The sequence below is a fragment of the Pseudomonas sp. GV071 genome, assembly GCF_003050835.1.
Taxonomy (GTDB): Bacteria; Pseudomonadota; Gammaproteobacteria; order Pseudomonadales; family Pseudomonadaceae; genus Aquipseudomonas.
Genome location: NZ_QAOJ01000002.1, coordinates 395,744 through 412,339 on the forward strand (window position 1 = coordinate 395,744; position 16,596 = coordinate 412,339).

The window sequence follows — 16,596 nt, forward strand, 5'->3', positions numbered from 1 at the left end:
TGACGCTGACCATGGCTAAAGTATTCGCCATCGCCAACCAGAAAGGCGGTGTGGCCAAGACCACTACCTGCATCAACCTGGCGGCATCACTGGTTGCGACCAAGCGTCGTGTGCTGTTGATCGACCTCGATCCGCAGGGCAACGCCACCACCGGCAGCGGTGTGGATAAGTTGGCCCTGGAGCATTCGATCTACGACGTATTGATCGGCGAATGCGATCTCGGCCAGGCCATGCAGTTCTCCGAGCATGGCGGTTACCAGCTGCTGCCGGCCAACCGCGACCTGACCGCGGCCGAGGTGGCCTTGCTGGATATGCCAGCCAAGGAAAACCGTCTGCGCGAAGCGCTGGCGCCGATCCGCGAAAACTACGACTACATCCTCATCGACTGCCCGCCGTCACTGTCCATGCTGACCGTTAACGCGTTGGTGGCCGCCGATGGTGTGATCATTCCGATGCAGTGCGAGTACTACGCACTGGAGGGGCTTACCGACCTGGTCAACTCGATCCAGCGCATCGGCAAGTTGCTCAACCCGTCGCTGAAAATCGAAGGCCTGCTGCGCACCATGTACGACCCGCGCATCAGCCTGACCAACGATGTCTCGGCGCAGCTCAAAGCGCACTTTGGCGAGCAGCTGTACGACACCGTGATTCCCCGTAACGTCCGCCTGGCCGAGGCGCCGAGTTTCGGCATGCCGGCCTTGGCGTACGACAAGCAATCCCGTGGTGCCCTCGCCTACCTGGCATTGGCCGGTGAATTGTCCCGGCGTCAGCGCAACGCCACCCGAACCGCAAAAGCATAAGGATTATCCATGGCCAGCAAAAAACGAGGTCTCGGACGCGGACTGGACGCCCTGCTGGGCGGTACCAGTGTCAACGCTTTGCAGGAAGAAGCCGCGCAGGTCGACACCCGTGAACTGCAATATGTGCCTCTGGATCTGATTCAGCGCGGCAAGTACCAGCCGCGCCGTGACATGGACAGCACGGCCCTGGAAGAGCTGGCCCAGTCGATTCGCGCCCAGGGCGTGATGCAACCGATCGTGGTCCGCCCGATCGGCAGCGGCCGTTTCGAGATCATCGCCGGTGAACGCCGCTGGCGCGCCAGCCAGATTGCTGGCCTGGACAAGATTCCGGCCATGGTCCGCGAAGTGCCTGACGAAGCCGCCATCGCCATGGCGCTGATCGAGAACATCCAGCGCGAAGACCTCAACCCCATCGAAGAAGCCGTGGCCTTGCAGCGGTTGCAGCAAGAATTCCAGCTCACTCAGCAGCAAGTGGCAGAAGCGGTGGGCAAATCGCGGGTGACCATTACCAACCTGCTGCGTTTGATCTCCCTGCCCGAAGAAATCAAAACCCTGCTGTCCCATGGCGATCTGGAAATGGGCCATGCCCGTGCTTTGCTCGGATTACCGGCGGAACAGCAGGTAGAAGGGGCGCGACATGTTGTCGCACGAGCCCTGACCGTGCGCCAAACCGAGGCACTGGTTCGCCAGTGGTTGAGCACCAAAGAGAAGCCTGTTGCGGTGACCAAAGTCGATCCGGATATCAGTCGCCTCGAGCAGCGCCTCGCAGAGCGCCTGGGCTCGCCGGTGCAGATCAAGCATGGGCAGAAGGGCAAAGGCCAGCTGGTTATCCGCTACAACTCGCTAGACGAGTTGCAGGGTGTTCTGGCCCACATCCGCTAAGCTCCGCTGCGAAACAATTGCTCATGTAGCGAGTAGTCGGAAATCACTACCGGGCAGTTGAATAGGGGGGGAACGCCCCCTATACTCTGCGCGCATTTTGTCGGCACAAACTATGCCAAGTCGTTGATTGTACGGCGACTGACACCAGAGGCCGAAAGCCGGAGAACAGTAGATGGATGCACGCACGCCCAACCGCCTGCCCTTCCATCGTTTGCCGGTGTTCCCAGTGTTGCTTGTACAACTCGTCGTATTGCTAATCGCAGCCGTCGTTTTGTGGCAATGCCGCGGTACGGTAAGTGGTTACTCTGGCGCGCTCGGCGGTTTGATTGCCTGGTTACCGAACATGTATTTCGCCCACAAGGCTTTCCGGTTTACCGGAGCCCGGGCAGCCCAAGCGATAGTCCGGTCTTTTTATGCCGGTGAAGCGGGCAAGCTGATTCTGACGGCAGTGCTGTTTGCACTGACCTTTGCAGGGGTGAAACCACTGGATGCGCTGGCGGTATTTGGCGTGTTCTTCCTGACCCAGTTGGTCAATTGGTTTGCTCCCCTGCTTACTAGAACAAGATTTTTGAGACCTTAGGGCGTTTGAGGCAAACATGGCAGAACAAACCGCTTCGGGCTATATCCAGCACCACTTGCAGAACCTGACTTTCGGGAAGACGCATACCGGTGATTGGGGCTTTGCCCACACCGCACAAGAAGCCAAAGAAATGGGCTTCTGGGCATTCCACGTTGATACCTTGGGCTGGTCTGTTGCCCTGGGTCTGATCTTCATCCTGCTGTTCCGCATGGCGGCCAAGAAAGCCACCTCCGGCCAACCTGGCGGTCTGCAGAACTTCGTCGAAGTGATGATCGAGTTCGTCGACACCAGCGTTAAGGACAGCTTCCACGGCCGCAACAAGTTGATTGCGCCCCTGGCACTGACCATTTTCGTCTGGGTGTTCCTGATGAACGCCATCGACCTGGTGCCGGTGGACTGGATTCCGAAACTGGCCGCGCTGATTTCTGGCGATCACCACATTCCGTTCCGCGCTGTTTCCACCACTGACCCGAATGCCACCCTCGGCATGGCGTTCTCGGTGTTTGCGCTGATCATTTTCTACAGCATCAAAGTCAAGGGCATCGGTGGTTTCATCGGTGAACTGACCCTGCACCCATTCGGCAGCAAGAACATCGCGGTTCAGATCCTTCTGATTCCGGTCAACTTCCTGCTCGAGTTCGTCACCCTGATTGCCAAGCCTATTTCGTTGGCACTGCGGTTGTTCGGCAACATGTACGCCGGTGAGCTGGTGTTCATTCTGATCGCTGTGATGTTCGGCAGCGGTCTGCTGTGGCTGAGCACCCTGGGTGTGGCGCTGCAGTGGGCATGGGCGGTGTTCCACATTCTGATCATCACCCTGCAAGCGTTCATCTTCATGATGCTCACCATCGTTTATCTGTCGATGGCGCACGAAGACAACCACTGATAGCGCTCACGCGCTGGCAGTGAGCGGCCTCTGCCTGGGGCCGCATGCAATTTTGCTTTACCGCTTTACCTTAAAAACCTTAAACCAATACGACATAAAAAGTCGGGAGGAAAGATGGAAACTGTAGTTGGTCTGACCGCGATCGCCGTTGCACTGCTGATTGGCCTGGGTGCCCTGGGTACCGCCATTGGTTTCGGCCTGCTGGGCGGCAAGTTCCTGGAAGGCGCTGCGCGTCAGCCGGAAATGGTTCCAATGCTGCAAGTTAAAATGTTCATCGTGGCTGGTCTGCTCGACGCCGTGACCATGATCGGCGTTGGTATCGCACTGTTCTTCACCTTCGCGAACCCCTTCGTTGGTCAACTCGCAGGCTAATCACTCGTTTACGAGTGATTGGTTTGACGGACAACGAACGAGCGAGGTGTTGGCGTGAACATTAATGCAACCCTGATTGGCCAGTCCGTTGCCTTCTTCATCTTTGTGCTCTTTTGCATGAAGTTCGTATGGCCTCCGGTCATCGCGGCTTTGCAAGAGCGTCAAAAGAAGATTGCTGATGGACTGGACGCTGCAAGCCGTGCGGCTCGCGACCTGGAGCTCGCCCACGAGAAAGTGGGTCAGCAACTGCGCGAAGCCAAAACTCAAGCAGCTGAAATCATTGAGCAAGCCAAAAAGCGCGCTACCCAGATCGTCGACGAAGCTCGCGATCAGGCCCGTGTCGAAGGTGAGCGCCTGAAGTCTCAGGCTCAGGCCGAGATCGAACAGGAACTGAACAGCGTCAAAGACGCCCTGCGTGCCCAACTGGGTGGCTTGGCGGTCAGCGGTGCTGAGAAGATTCTGGGCGCCACTATCGACCAAAACGCGCATGCGGAGCTGGTTTCCAAACTGGCAGCCGAAATTTAAGCGAGGGCGCGATCATGGCAGAACTGACCACGTTGGCCCGACCTTACGCCAAGGCAGCTTTTGAGTACGCTCAGGCCCACCAGCAACTGGCCAATTGGTCAGCCATGCTCGGCCTGGCTGCGGAGGTGTCGCAAGACGCCACCGTACTGCGCGTGCTTACGGCCCCGCGTTTGACGAGTACAGACAAGGCCACCACCTTCATCGAGGTGTGTGGTGACAAGTTCGATGCCAAGGTACAGAACTTCATCCAGGTACTAGCCGAGAACCACCGTCTCGAGCTACTGCCGCAAATCGCCGAATTGTTCGAGCTGTTGAAAGCCGAGCAGGAAAAATCGGTTGATGTGGATGTAACCAGTGCCTTTGCATTGAACGACGAACAGCAAGACAAACTCGCCAAGGTTCTCAGTGCACGGCTCGGCCGGGAAGTGCGCCTGCACGCTGCGGAGGATGCCAGCCTGATTGGTGGCGTCGTAATCCGCGCCGGCGACCTGGTTATCGATGGCTCAGTTCGCGGCAAAATCGCGAAACTAGCCGAAGCATTGAAATCTTGAGTTTGAAGGGGCAGCAGAGCAATGCAGCAACTCAATCCTTCCGAAATTAGTGAAATCATCAAGGGTCGCATCGACAAGCTCGATGTGGCCTCCCAAGCCCGCAACGAAGGCACCATCGTCAGCGTGTCTGACGGTATTGTGCGGATCTACGGTCTCGCCGACGCTATGTACGGCGAAATGATCGAGTTCCCGGGCGGCGTCTATGGCATGGCCATGAACCTTGAGCGCGACTCTGTCGGCGCCGTGGTTCTGGGTGCATACCAGTCGCTGGCTGAAGGCATGAGCGCCAAGTGCACCGGCCGCATCCTTGAAGTTCCGGTTGGTCCGGAACTACTAGGTCGCGTAGTCGATGCCCTGGGTAATCCTGTCGACGGTAAAGGCCCGCTGAACAACGTCGCTACCGACGCTGTTGAGAAGGTTGCACCGGGCGTGATCTGGCGTAAATCGGTCGACCAGCCAGTGCAAACTGGCTACAAGGCCGTTGATGCCATGATCCCGGTTGGTCGTGGTCAGCGTGAGCTGATCATCGGTGACCGTCAGATCGGTAAAACCGCTCTGGCCATCGACGCCATCATCAACCAGAAGAACAGCGGCATTTACTGCGTCTACGTAGCGATCGGTCAGAAGCAATCGACCATCGCCAACGTGGTTCGCAAGCTGGAAGAAAACGGCGCGTTGGCTAACACCATCATCGTCGCTGCCAGTGCCTCCGAATCCGCTGCGCTGCAATTCATTGCACCGTACGCCGGTTGCACCATGGGCGAATACTTCCGTGACCGCGGTGAAGACGCACTGATCGTTTATGACGATCTGTCCAAGCAGGCTGTGGCGTATCGCCAGATCTCCCTGCTGTTGCGCCGTCCGCCAGGTCGCGAAGCCTACCCAGGTGACGTGTTCTATCTCCACAGCCGTCTGCTGGAGCGTGCATCGCGCGTTTCCGAAGAGTACGTAGAGAAGTTCACCAACGGCGCTGTGACTGGCAAAACCGGTTCCTTGACCGCTCTGCCGATCATCGAAACTCAGGCTGGCGACGTTTCCGCGTTCGTTCCGACCAACGTGATTTCCATCACCGACGGTCAGATCTTCCTGGAATCGGCCATGTTCAACTCCGGCATCCGCCCGGCAGTGAACGCCGGTGTTTCGGTATCGCGTGTTGGTGGTGCCGCTCAGACCAAGATCATCAAGAAGCTCTCCGGTGGTATCCGTACCGCTCTGGCTCAGTACCGTGAACTGGCGGCATTCGCCCAGTTCGCTTCTGACCTGGACGAAGCCACCCGTAAGCAGCTTGAGCATGGTCAGCGCGTTACCGAGCTGATGAAGCAGAAGCAATATGCGCCGATGTCCACCGCTGACATGGCGTTGTCCCTGTATGCCGCCGAGCGTGGCTACCTGGTCGACGTCGAGATCGCCAAGATCGGCAGCTTCGAACAAGCTCTGATTGCTTACTTCAACCGCGATCTGGCCGATCTGATGGCCAAGATCAACGTGAAGGGTGACTTCAATGACGAAATCGACGCTGGCATGAAAGCCGGTATCGAGAAGTTCAAAGCCACCCAAACCTGGTAAGCCGCGATGGGGGCCCCAGGCCCCCATCCTGCTGGCCGATAGGTGTACCTATATAGGTGTTGCATGGCAGGCGCAAAAGAGATTCGCAGCAAGATTGCGAGCATCAAAAGCACGCAAAAGATCACCAGCGCCATGGAAAAGGTCGCTGTCAGCAAGATGCGCAAAGCACAAATGCGCATGGCTGCCAGCCGTCCTTACGCGGAGCGTATCCGCCAGGTGATTGGTCATCTTGCCAACGCTAACCCGGAATACCGTCACCCGTTCATGATCGACCGCGAAGTCAAGCGTGTGGGTTATGTGGTGGTGAGCAGTGACCGTGGTCTGTGCGGTGGCTTGAATACCAACCTGTTCAAGGCTCTGGTCAAGGACATGGCGGTTAACCGCGAACAAGGCGTAGAGATCGATATCTGCGTAGTAGGCAGCAAGGGTGCGGCGTTTTTCCGCAACTTCGGCGGTAACGTCGTCGCTGCAATCAGCCACCTGGGCGAAGAGCCGTCGATCAATGATCTGATCGGCAGCGTCAAGGTGATGCTGGATGCCTACCTGGATGGCCGTATTGATCGCCTGTCCGTGGTTTCCAACAAGTTCGTCAACACGATGACGCAGAAGCCGACAGTGGAGCAGTTGATTCCGCTGGAAGCCGACCCGGATCAGGATCTCAAGCATCACTGGGACTACCTCTACGAACCCGACGCCAAAGAGCTGCTTGACGGCCTGATGGTGCGCTACGTGGAGTCGCAGGTGTACCAGGCGGTGGTCGAGAACAACGCTGCTGAACAAGCGGCGCGGATGATCGCGATGAAGAATGCGACTGACAACGCCGGTGACCTGATCAGCGATCTACAGCTGATCTACAACAAGGCTCGTCAGGCGGCGATCACCCAAGAGATCTCGGAAATCGTTGGCGGCGCTGCCGCGGTTTGATACCGGTTCAAATATTCAGAGGATCCAGCTATGAGTAGCGGACGTATCGTACAAATCATCGGCGCCGTGATCGACGTGGAATTCCCACGTGATCAGGTTCCGAGCATCTACGACGCCTTGAAAGTTCAAGGCGCCGAAACCACTCTCGAAGTTCAGCAGCAGCTGGGCGACGGCGTGGTTCGTACCATTGCGATGGGCTCGACCGAAGGCTTGAAGCGCGGTCTGGACGTCGACAACACTGGCGCAGCCATCTCCGTACCTGTCGGTAAAGCGACCCTGGGCCGGATCATGGACGTACTGGGCAACCCAATCGACGAAGCTGGCCCGATCGGCGAAGAAGAGCGCTGGGGCATTCACCGCCCGGCTCCTTCCTTCGCGGAACAAGCTGGCGGCAACGACCTCCTGGAAACCGGCATCAAGGTTATCGACCTGGTTTGCCCGTTTGCCAAAGGCGGCAAGGTTGGTCTGTTCGGTGGTGCCGGTGTTGGTAAAACCGTAAACATGATGGAGCTGATCCGTAACATCGCGATCGAACACAGCGGTTATTCCGTGTTCGCCGGTGTGGGTGAGCGTACTCGTGAAGGTAACGACTTCTACCACGAGATGAAGGACTCCAACGTTCTCGACAAAGTAGCCTTGGTCTACGGTCAGATGAACGAGCCACCAGGCAACCGTCTGCGCGTAGCGCTGACCGGTCTGACCATGGCTGAGAAATTCCGTGACGAAGGTAACGACGTTCTGCTGTTCGTCGACAACATCTACCGTTACACCCTCGCCGGTACCGAAGTATCCGCACTGCTGGGCCGTATGCCTTCTGCAGTAGGTTACCAACCGACCCTGGCCGAAGAGATGGGCGTTCTGCAAGAGCGTATTACTTCGACCAAGCAAGGCTCGATCACCTCGATCCAAGCGGTATACGTACCTGCGGACGACCTGACCGACCCGTCGCCAGCGACCACCTTCGCCCACTTGGACGCCACCGTCGTTCTGTCCCGTGACATCGCTTCCCTGGGTATCTACCCAGCGGTAGATCCACTGGACTCGACTTCGCGCCAGCTGGACCCGAACGTTATCGGCCAGGACCACTACGACACCGCTCGCGGCGTCCAGTACGTTCTGCAGCGCTACAAAGAGCTGAAAGACATCATCGCGATCCTGGGTATGGACGAGCTGTCGGAAACCGACAAGCAACTCGTATCCCGCGCTCGTAAGATTCAGCGCTTCCTGTCGCAGCCGTTCTTCGTGGCTGAAGTCTTCACCGGTGCATCGGGTAAATACGTTTCCCTGAAAGACACCATTGCTGGCTTCAAAGGCATCCTCAACGGTGACTACGACCACCTGCCAGAACAAGCGTTCTACATGGTCGGCAGCATCGAAGAAGCCATCGAGAAAGCCAAGAAACTGTAATCCCAGCGCCCGGCAACGGGCGCTAATCAGGGTAGGGCAAGCAAATGGCTATGACAGTCCATTGCGATATCGTCAGCGCAGAAGGCGAAATCTTCTCCGGTTTGGTGGAGATGGTGGTTGCGAGCGGTAGCTTGGGTGATCTTGGTATCGCCATGGGCCACGCGCCGTTGATCACAGACCTGAAGCCGGGCCCGATTCGTCTGATCAAGCAAGGCGGCGACACCGAGGTGTTCTACATCTCCGGTGGTTTCCTGGAAGTGCAACCGAACATGGTTAAGGTTTTGGCCGACACCGTGCAACGTGCAGACGACCTGGATGAAGCTTCTGCTCAAGAGGCCGTCAAGGCCGCTGAGAAAGCCTTGCATGAGAAAGGTTCGGAGTTCGACTACAGTGCCGCCGCTGCCCGTCTGGCCGAGGCTGCAGCTCAGCTGCGCACCGTTCAGCAAATTCGCAAGAAGTTCGGCGGCTAAGCCCGCAGCTCTTCATCGCGATGAAGTAAAAGGGTAGCCTTGGCTACCCTTTTTCTTTTTCTGAAATAGGCTTTTTCGTCCATTAGTGACGAGCGTTCCACCTCGTAGTTGTTGTTCCACCTCTTAGTGGTTACAGAAGTTCTTGTGCATTCCTCGCTGAACAGCGCGTTCACCGAAACCCCATCCAACCTGCTCAGGACCCCGCCCCATGTCACTCGATATCGTCATCCTCGCCGCCGGCCAAGGCACCCGCATGCGTTCCGCATTGCCCAAGGTGCTGCACCCCATCGCTGGCAAATCCATGCTGGGACACGTAATCGACACCGCGCGGCTGCTGCAGCCGAGCAGCATGCAGGTGGTGATCGGCCATGGCGCCGACAAGGTGCGTGAGCAGTTGGCGGCAGACGACCTGAGTTTCGTCCTGCAAGCCGAACAACTGGGCACTGGCCACGCCGTGGCCCAGGCCTTGCCGAAACTCTCGGCAGAAAAAGTGCTGATCCTGTATGGCGACGTGCCGCTGATCGAGCAGCAAACCTTGCAACGCCTGCTGGCGTTGGTAAACGAGCAACAGCTGGGTCTTCTCACCGTCGAACTGGCTGACCCCACTGGCTACGGCCGTATCGTGCGCAATGGCCAGGGCAGCGTCGAAGCCATCGTCGAACACAAAGACGCCAATGACGCTCAGCGCGCCATTCGCGAAGGCAACACCGGCATTCTCGCCGTACCGGGCAATCGCCTGGCCGACTGGCTGGGGCGCTTGTCCAACAGCAACGCCCAGGGCGAGTACTACCTCACCGACGTGATTGCCATGGCCGTGGCCGATGGCCTGGTGGTCGCCACTGAACAAGCCGGCGATGAAATGGAAGTGCTCGGCGCCAATGACCGCATCCAGTTGGCCCAGCTCGAACGTCATTACCAGTACCGCGCCGGCCGCCGCCTGATGGCCCAGGGCGTCACCCTGATCGACCCGGCTCGCTTCGATTTGCGCGGTGACGTCACCGTTGGCCGCGACGTGCTGATCGACATCAACGTGATCCTCGAAGGCCGCGTGGTCATCGAAGACAACGTGCAAATCGGCCCTAACTGCGTGATCAAGAACACCACCCTGCGCCAGGGCGCCATCGTCAAAGCCAACAGCCACCTGGAAGGCGCGGAGCTCGGCGAAGGCGCCGACTGCGGTCCGTTTGCGCGGCTGCGCCCGGGTTCGGTACTGGGCGCCAAAGCGCATGTGGGTAACTTCGTCGAACTGAAAAACGCGGTGATGGGTGAGGGCGCCAAAGCCGGTCACCTCAGCTACCTCGGCGATGCGGAGATCGGCGCGCGCACCAACATTGGCGCCGGCACCATCACCTGCAACTACGACGGCGCCAACAAGCACCGCACCGTGCTGGGTGCTGACGTGTTTATCGGTTCCAACAGCGCGCTGGTCGCCCCTGTCACCCTCGGTGATGGCGCCACCACAGGCGCCGGCTCGGTGATCACCGCTGACGTTCCCGCCAACACCCTCGGCGTCGGCCGCGCCAAGCAGCGCAACATCGAAGGCTGGAAGCGCCCGGTCAAGAAGTAGGTGATTGCTGCCAAACCGAGGTTTCGGTTGGAGGGGCTTCAGCCGCGATGCTGTTGATTCTTTAAAAGCATCGCGGCTGAAGCCGCTCCTATAAGAGCACCCGATCCCCAACATTTTTGCTTGACGCAAAACCTTCGGTTTGTTTTGATTCGCGCACCTATCTTTCGAATCGAAACTTACGCATGTCGAAGCGCAACACACCGCAACGTCGCCACACCATTCTTGCCTTGCTCGCCGAGCATGGCGAGGTGAGCGTCGATGAGCTGTCTAAAGCCTTCGCCACCTCCGAAGTGACCATCCGTAAAGACCTCGCCGCCCTCGAAACCAATGGCCTGTTGCTGCGCCGTTACGGTGGCGCGATTCCCATGCCGCAAGAGCTGATCGCCGACAGTGCCCAGCCGGTTTCCCAGTACAAACAAGCCATCGCCCGGGCGGGTGTCGCCTGCATCAAGGAACACGCGAGGATCATCATCGACAGCGGCACTACCACCGCCGCGATGATTCCCCAACTCGGGCACAAACCCGGCCTGGTGGTGATGACCAACTCGCTGAACGTGGCCAGCGCCCTCAGCGAACTGGAACACGAGCCGGTGCTGTTGATGACCGGCGGCACCTGGGACCCGCACTCCGAATCCTTCCAGGGCCAGGTCGCCGAACAGGTGCTGCGCTCCTACGATTTCGACCAGCTGTTTATCGGTGCCGATGGCATCGACCTGGCCCGTGGCACCACCACGTTCAACGAACTGCTGGGCCTCAGCCGCGTGATGGCTGACGTGGCCCGCGAAGTGATCGTGATGGTCGAGTCCGACAAGATCGGCCGCAAGATTCCCAACCTGGAACTGCCCTGGAGCAGCGTCCAAACCCTGATCACCGATGACCGCCTCGACGCCGAGGCACGTGCATCCATCACCGCGCGCGGGGTCAACCTGATCTGCGCGGAGCTGCAAGCTTGAGGAGATAACTATGTGTGGCATCGTTGGCGCAGTCGCTGAACGCAACATCACCGCCATCCTGGTGGAAGGCCTGAAACGTCTGGAATACCGCGGCTACGACAGCGCCGGCCTGGCGGTTTTCAGCAACGACGGCGTGCTCGAGCGTCGTCGTCGCGTCGGTAAAGTAAGCGAGCTGGAACAAGCCCTGGCCGGCGAACCGCTGGCCGGCCGCCTGGGCATTGCCCACACCCGCTGGGCCACCCATGGCGCGCCGAGCGAGCGCAACGCCCACCCGCATTTTTCCGGCAGCGACCTGGCGGTGGTGCACAACGGCATCATCGAAAACCACGAAGCCCTGCGTAAACAGCTGCAAGGCCTGGGTTACGTGTTCAGCTCGGACACCGACACCGAAGTCATCGTCCACCTGCTCGATCACAAGCTGAAAGAACTGGGTGATCTCACCATCGCCCTCAAGGCCACCGTCAAAGAGCTGCACGGCGCCTACGGCCTGGCGGTGATCAGCGCAAAACAACCCGACCGCCTGCTCGCCGCCCGCAGTGGCAGCCCGCTGGTGATCGGCCTGGGCCTGGGGGAAAACTTCCTCGCCTCCGACCAATTGGCCCTGCGCCAGGTCACCGACCGCTTCATGTACCTGGAAGAAGGCGACATCGCCGAGATCCGCCGCGACAGCGTGCAGATCTGGAGCGTCGACGGCCAGCCGGTGGTGCGTGAAAGCGTGCAATACCACGAAGGCGCCGAAGCCGCTGACAAGGGCGAGTACCGCCACTTCATGCTCAAGGAAATCCACGAGCAGCCCAAGGTCGTGCAACGCACCCTCGAAGGCCGTCTGGGCACCGACCACGTGCTGGTTCAGGCGTTCGGCCCGCAGGCTGCCGAGCTGTTCGCCAAGGTGCAGAACGTGCAGATCGTAGCGTGCGGCACCAGCTTCCACGCCGGCATGGTTGCCCGTTACTGGCTTGAAGACCTGGCCGGCATTCCTTGCCAGGTCGAAGTGGCCAGCGAATTCCGCTACCGCAAAGTGGTGGTGCAGCCCGGCACCTTGTTCGTCAGCATCTCCCAGTCCGGCGAAACCGCCGACACCCTGGCTGCCCTGCGCAACGGCAAAGCCAAGGGCCCGGAAAACGGCGGTTACTTGGCCAGCCTGGCGATTTGCAACGTCGGCATCAGCTCCCTGGTGCGTGAATCCGACCTCACCCTGCTGACCCAAGCCGGCCCGGAAATCGGCGTGGCCTCGACCAAAGCCTTCACCACCCAGCTGGTCGCCCTGATGCTGCTGACCCTGTCCCTCGGCCAAGTGCGCGGCACCCTCGCCCCGGGCGTCGAAGCCGAGCTGGTCGATGAACTGCGCCGCTTGCCGACCCGCCTGGGCGAAGCCCTGGCCATGGACGGCACCGTGGAGAAAATCGCCGAACTGTTCGCGGAAAAACACCACGCCTTGTTCCTTGGCCGTGGCGCGCAGTACCCGGTGGCGATGGAAGGCGCGCTCAAGCTCAAAGAGATTTCCTATATCCACGCCGAAGCGTATCCGGCCGGTGAGCTGAAACACGGCCCTCTGGCCCTGGTAGACAGCGACATGCCGGTAGTGACCGTGGCGCCCAACAACGAGCTGCTGGAAAAGCTCAAATCCAACCTGCAGGAAGTGCGTGCCCGCGGCGGTGAGCTGGTGGTGTTCGCCGACGGCCAGGCCGGCATGAGCAACGGCGAAGGCACCCACGTGGTGAACATGCCGCATATCTCCGACGCCCTGGCGCCGATTCTCTACACCCTGCCACTGCAGCTGCTGTCCTACTACGTGGCCGTGTTGCGCGGCACCGACGTCGACCAGCCGCGCAACCTGGCCAAGAGCGTCACCGTCGAGTAAGTCCCGACGGCTGTGGATAACTTATCCACAGCCGCTCTCTTCGCTTTATCTCCGCGCTCGTAAATCCCCCGCGCCACCCCCTGTCACGAAATGAAAAGCCCCTGTCGTGCGATGAGAAGCACCCGTACGGGGCCCGGTTCTACAGTCCAATCCACGCTATTGGTGGCTAATAACAAGACTGGAGAACAGGCATGGCCAAAGCCGTCCGATTTTACGAGGCAGGGGGTCCGGAGGTTCTGCGTTACGAGGATGTCGAGGTCGGCGAGCCCGGCCCCGGTCACGTGCGCATCCGCCATGTAGCCGTCGGCTTGAACTATGCCGACACCTACTTTCGCAACGGCACCTATGCCATCCCGCTGCCCAATGGCATCGGTGTGGAGGCCGCTGGTGTGGTGGTGGCTCTCGGCGAGGGCGTGAGCAACGTCAGCGTCGGTGACCGCGTGACCTACACGGGGTTTATCAACACCCTCGGCGCCTACAGCACCGAGCGCCTGATTCCAGCGGCACCGCTGATCAAGCTGCCGGAAACCATCGCCTTTGAAACGGCGGCGGCGATGACCATGCGCGGCCTGACGTCGGCCTACCTGATGCGCCGCATCCATGCCTTCAAACCCGGCGACAGCATCTTGCTGCACGCCGCTGCAGGTGGCGTCGGCCTGATCGTGTCGCAATGGGCCAAGCTGCTCGGCCTCAACGTGATCGGTACCGTGTCCACCGAAGCCAAGGCCGAAGTGGCCCGCGCCCACGGCTGCGACCACACCATCAACTACGGCGTCGAAGACGTGGCCAAGCGGGTGCGCGAGCTCACCGATGGCCGTGGCGTTGACGTGGTGTTCGACAGCGTGGGTAAAACCACCTTTGCCGGTTCGCTGGATTCGCTCAAGCGGCGCGGCCTGCTGGTGTGCGTGGGCACGGCGTCCGGGCCGATCCCACCGTTCGATCCTTCGCTGTTGGCGATCAAAGGCTCGTTGTTCGTAACCCGCCCGGCACTGGCCGACTACATCGCCGACCCGGCGGAAAAAGCCGAGCTGGCCGGCGAGTTGTTCGATCACGTCGGCAGTGGCCGGATCAAGATCGAGATCAACCAGCACTACGCCCTGCAGGATGCGGTGCAAGCGCATCGGGATCTGGAGTCGCGCAAAACTACCGGCTCATCGATTTTCGTGATTTGAGGAGGGTGCCATGCGAGTCGAACAACTGACCTGCGCCATTGGCGCCGAACTGAGTGGCGTGAACCTCGGCGATGCCGCCCGCGACGACGGCCTGTTTGCCGAGATCAAAGCGCTGCTGCTGCAACACAAGGTGCTGTTCCTGCGTGACCAGGACTTCAGCCGCGCCGAGCACGTGGCCTTTGCCCGTCGTTTTGGCGAGCTGGAAGACCACCCGGTGGCCGGCAGCGACCCGGAGCATCCGGGCTTGGTGCGCATCTACAAATCCCCCGACGCGCCTAACGACCGTTACGAAAACGCTTGGCACACCGATGCCACCTGGCGCGAAGTGCCGCCCATGGGCTGCGTGCTGCGCTGCGTGGAATGCCCGCCGGTGGGCGGCGACACCATGTGGGCGAACATGGGCCTAGCCTATGAAAACCTGCCGGCGGAAATCAAGGACAAGATCCAGCACCTGCGCGCCCGCCACAGTATCGAGGCGAGTTTTGGTGCGGCCATGCCGATCGAAAAACGCCTGGCGCTCAAGGCCATGTACCCGGACGCCGAGCACCCGGTGGTGCGCACCCATCCGGAAACTGGCGAGAAGGTGCTGTTCGTCAATGCCTTCACCACCCATTTCAGCAACTACCACACCGCCGCCAATGTGCGTTTTGGCCAGGACGCCAACCCGGGTGCCGGCGAGCTGCTGCGCTACCTGATCAGCCAGGTGTACATCCCCGAATACCAAGTGCGCTGGCGGTGGAAACCCAACAGCGTGGCGATCTGGGACAACCGCTGCACCCAGCATTACGCGGTGATGGATTACCCGCCCTGCCACCGCAAGATGGAACGCGCAGGGATCATCGGCGACAAGCCGTTCTAGGCCAGTTTGGCCCGCCCCGTTTTCAACCGTGCCGGGGCGGGCTCCTTTAAAACAAGAACAAGCGAGAGCATCCCCATGCAATTCTTCGACGATTCGTTGCACCCGGAAAACATGGAAAAGGTGGTGATCACCGTCGCCCCCTATGGCCCTGAGTGGATGCCGGATGACTTCCGCGACGACATTCCGGTGACCATGGACGAGCAAATCCAAAAAGCCGTGGATTGCTACGACGCCGGCGCTACCGTGCTGCACCTGCATGTGCGCGAACTGGACGGCACCGGCTCCAAGCGTCTGTCCAAGTTCAACGAGCTGATCGCCGGTGTGCGTGAGGCAGTGCCGGACATGATCATCCAGGTCGGCGGCTCGATTTCGTTTGCCCCCGAAGGTGAAGGCGAAGCGGCCAAGTGGCTGTCCGACGACACCCGCCACATGCTCGCCGAGCTGACGCCAAAACCGGATCAGGTGACGGTGGCGATCAACACCACCCAGATGAACATCATGGAGTTGCTCTACCCGGAATACCTCGCCGGCACCTCGCTGGACAACCCGGGTATCCACGCCGCCTACAGCGAAATGACCGTGCCGGCCGGCCCGGCCTGGGTGGCCGAACACCTCAAGCGCCTGTGCGCCAATGGCATTCAGCCGCACTTCCAGCTGACCGGCATGCACGCCCTGGAAACCCTTGAGCGCATGGTGCGCAAGGGCTTGTACAAGGGCCCGCTGAACCTGACCTGGATTGGCATCGGTGGCGGTTTCGACGGCCCCAATCCGTTCAACTTCTTCAACTTTATCCACCGTGCGCCGGATGGCTGCACCCTCACTGCCGAGTCCTTGCTGAAGAACGTCCTGCCGTTCAACACCATGGCCCTGGCCATGGGCTTGCACCCGCGGGTGGGCATTGAAGACACCATCATCGACCAGCACGGCAAGCGCTTCAGCTCCGTGCAGCAGATCGAGCAGACCGTGCGCGTTGCCCATGAGCTGGGCCGCGAAATTGCCAGTGGCAAAGAGGCGCGGGCGATTTACCGCATTGGTGTGCAGTACGACAGCATCGAGCAGACCCTGCTCGCCAATGGCATGGCGCCCAATCGCCAGGCCGGGCAAAAGGGTGTGCCGCAGCGCGGCTAAGGTAAAGGGCGTCCCGAGCGTGTTCGCCGGGACGCCAATCGATGTCAGGTACGACTAAAACAATAACAAGCGGTTGCACTGCAACGAGGAGGC

17 protein-coding genes are annotated in these 16,596 nt (G+C 60.0%); all 17 read left to right on the forward strand.

Going from position 1 to position 16,596, the window contains the following annotated elements; translation table 11 throughout:
• Window positions 1-11 precede the first annotated feature (11 nt).
• The 17 genes from C8K61_RS05785 to C8K61_RS05865 all read left to right on the forward strand — a co-directional run bounded on the left by C8K61_RS05785 (window position 12) and on the right by C8K61_RS05865 (window position 16,503).
• Window positions 12-800: a ParA family protein gene (locus C8K61_RS05785; protein WP_108095246.1), complete on the forward strand. Its 789-nt coding sequence runs from the start codon at window positions 12-14 to the stop codon at window positions 798-800.
• Between the two features lie 9 nt (window positions 801-809).
• Complete coding sequence (locus tag C8K61_RS05790) at window positions 810-1,682, forward strand: ParB/RepB/Spo0J family partition protein (RefSeq protein WP_108095247.1); 873 nt, start codon at window positions 810-812, stop codon at window positions 1,680-1,682.
• A 172-nt stretch (window positions 1,683-1,854) separates the two neighbouring features.
• Window positions 1,855-2,262, forward strand: coding sequence for a F0F1 ATP synthase subunit I (locus tag C8K61_RS05795; protein WP_108095248.1), 408 nt, complete (start codon window positions 1,855-1,857; stop codon window positions 2,260-2,262).
• A 16-nt stretch (window positions 2,263-2,278) separates the two neighbouring features.
• Entirely contained in the window at window positions 2,279-3,148 is an 870-nt protein-coding gene (gene atpB / locus C8K61_RS05800; RefSeq protein ID WP_108095249.1) for a F0F1 ATP synthase subunit A, read from the forward strand.
• A gap of 114 nt (window positions 3,149-3,262) precedes the next feature.
• Window positions 3,263-3,520 carry a F0F1 ATP synthase subunit C gene (gene atpE / locus C8K61_RS05805; protein WP_002555987.1) on the forward strand — a complete coding sequence of 86 codons (258 nt, stop codon included), beginning with the start codon at window positions 3,263-3,265 and terminating at the stop codon, window positions 3,518-3,520.
• Between the two features lie 54 nt (window positions 3,521-3,574).
• Entirely contained in the window at window positions 3,575-4,045 is a 471-nt protein-coding gene (locus tag C8K61_RS05810; RefSeq protein ID WP_108095250.1) for a F0F1 ATP synthase subunit B, read from the forward strand.
• Window positions 4,046-4,059: 14 nt separating this feature from the next.
• Window positions 4,060-4,596, forward strand: coding sequence for a F0F1 ATP synthase subunit delta (locus C8K61_RS05815; protein ID WP_108095251.1), 537 nt, complete (start codon window positions 4,060-4,062; stop codon window positions 4,594-4,596).
• A gap of 21 nt (window positions 4,597-4,617) precedes the next feature.
• Window positions 4,618-6,162 carry a F0F1 ATP synthase subunit alpha gene (gene atpA / locus C8K61_RS05820; protein WP_108095252.1) on the forward strand — a complete coding sequence of 515 codons (1,545 nt, stop codon included), beginning with the start codon at window positions 4,618-4,620 and terminating at the stop codon, window positions 6,160-6,162.
• Between the two features lie 63 nt (window positions 6,163-6,225).
• Complete coding sequence (gene atpG, locus C8K61_RS05825) at window positions 6,226-7,086, forward strand: F0F1 ATP synthase subunit gamma (protein WP_108095253.1); 861 nt, start codon at window positions 6,226-6,228, stop codon at window positions 7,084-7,086.
• A gap of 30 nt (window positions 7,087-7,116) precedes the next feature.
• Entirely contained in the window at window positions 7,117-8,493 is a 1,377-nt protein-coding gene (gene atpD / locus C8K61_RS05830; protein WP_108095254.1) for a F0F1 ATP synthase subunit beta, read from the forward strand.
• Between the two features lie 44 nt (window positions 8,494-8,537).
• A complete protein-coding gene (locus C8K61_RS05835; protein WP_108095255.1) occupies window positions 8,538-8,963 on the forward strand; it encodes a F0F1 ATP synthase subunit epsilon in 426 nt (141 codons plus the stop codon).
• 208 nt (window positions 8,964-9,171) lie between these two features.
• Window positions 9,172-10,530: a bifunctional UDP-N-acetylglucosamine diphosphorylase/glucosamine-1-phosphate N-acetyltransferase GlmU gene (glmU, locus tag C8K61_RS05840; RefSeq protein ID WP_108095256.1), complete on the forward strand. Its 1,359-nt coding sequence runs from the start codon at window positions 9,172-9,174 to the stop codon at window positions 10,528-10,530.
• Between the two features lie 182 nt (window positions 10,531-10,712).
• Window positions 10,713-11,483: a DeoR/GlpR family DNA-binding transcription regulator gene (locus C8K61_RS05845; protein ID WP_108095257.1), complete on the forward strand. Its 771-nt coding sequence runs from the start codon at window positions 10,713-10,715 to the stop codon at window positions 11,481-11,483.
• A gap of 10 nt (window positions 11,484-11,493) precedes the next feature.
• Window positions 11,494-13,344, forward strand: a complete 1,851-nt coding sequence (gene glmS, locus C8K61_RS05850) for a glutamine--fructose-6-phosphate transaminase (isomerizing) (RefSeq protein ID WP_108095258.1) — start codon at window positions 11,494-11,496, stop codon at window positions 13,342-13,344.
• A gap of 191 nt (window positions 13,345-13,535) precedes the next feature.
• Window positions 13,536-14,516, forward strand: coding sequence for a quinone oxidoreductase (locus tag C8K61_RS05855; RefSeq protein ID WP_108095259.1), 981 nt, complete (start codon window positions 13,536-13,538; stop codon window positions 14,514-14,516).
• Between the two features lie 10 nt (window positions 14,517-14,526).
• Window positions 14,527-15,375: a TauD/TfdA family dioxygenase gene (locus tag C8K61_RS05860; protein ID WP_108095260.1), complete on the forward strand. Its 849-nt coding sequence runs from the start codon at window positions 14,527-14,529 to the stop codon at window positions 15,373-15,375.
• Window positions 15,376-15,450: 75 nt separating this feature from the next.
• Window positions 15,451-16,503: a 3-keto-5-aminohexanoate cleavage protein gene (locus tag C8K61_RS05865; RefSeq protein ID WP_108095261.1), complete on the forward strand. Its 1,053-nt coding sequence runs from the start codon at window positions 15,451-15,453 to the stop codon at window positions 16,501-16,503.
• The last annotated feature ends 93 nt before the right edge of the window (window positions 16,504-16,596 follow it).

Excerpts from the sequence above, each read along its gene's own strand:
- glmS (WP_108095258.1), top strand. The coding sequence starts at position 11,494 with ATGTGTGGCATCGTTGGCGCAGTCGCTGAACGCAACATCACCGCCATC.
- atpD (WP_108095254.1), top strand. The coding sequence starts at position 7,117 with ATGAGTAGCGGACGTATCGTACAAATCATCGGCGCCGTGATCGACGTG.
- C8K61_RS05795 (WP_108095248.1), top strand. The coding sequence starts at position 1,855 with ATGGATGCACGCACGCCCAACCGCCTGCCCTTCCATCGTTTGCCGGTG.
- atpG (WP_108095253.1), top strand. The coding sequence starts at position 6,226 with ATGGCAGGCGCAAAAGAGATTCGCAGCAAGATTGCGAGCATCAAAAGC.
- C8K61_RS05815 (WP_108095251.1), top strand. The coding sequence starts at position 4,060 with ATGGCAGAACTGACCACGTTGGCCCGACCTTACGCCAAGGCAGCTTTT.
- C8K61_RS05860 (WP_108095260.1), top strand. The coding sequence starts at position 14,527 with ATGCGAGTCGAACAACTGACCTGCGCCATTGGCGCCGAACTGAGTGGC.
- C8K61_RS05835 (WP_108095255.1), top strand. The coding sequence starts at position 8,538 with ATGGCTATGACAGTCCATTGCGATATCGTCAGCGCAGAAGGCGAAATC.
- atpB (WP_108095249.1), top strand. The coding sequence starts at position 2,279 with ATGGCAGAACAAACCGCTTCGGGCTATATCCAGCACCACTTGCAGAAC.
- C8K61_RS05790 (WP_108095247.1), top strand. The coding sequence starts at position 810 with ATGGCCAGCAAAAAACGAGGTCTCGGACGCGGACTGGACGCCCTGCTG.
- C8K61_RS05855 (WP_108095259.1), top strand. The coding sequence starts at position 13,536 with ATGGCCAAAGCCGTCCGATTTTACGAGGCAGGGGGTCCGGAGGTTCTG.
- glmU (WP_108095256.1), top strand. The coding sequence starts at position 9,172 with ATGTCACTCGATATCGTCATCCTCGCCGCCGGCCAAGGCACCCGCATG.
- atpA (WP_108095252.1), top strand. The coding sequence starts at position 4,618 with ATGCAGCAACTCAATCCTTCCGAAATTAGTGAAATCATCAAGGGTCGC.
- C8K61_RS05865 (WP_108095261.1), top strand. The coding sequence starts at position 15,451 with ATGCAATTCTTCGACGATTCGTTGCACCCGGAAAACATGGAAAAGGTG.
- C8K61_RS05845 (WP_108095257.1), top strand. The coding sequence starts at position 10,713 with ATGTCGAAGCGCAACACACCGCAACGTCGCCACACCATTCTTGCCTTG.
- atpE (WP_002555987.1), top strand. The coding sequence starts at position 3,263 with ATGGAAACTGTAGTTGGTCTGACCGCGATCGCCGTTGCACTGCTGATT.
- C8K61_RS05785 (WP_108095246.1), top strand. The coding sequence starts at position 12 with ATGGCTAAAGTATTCGCCATCGCCAACCAGAAAGGCGGTGTGGCCAAG.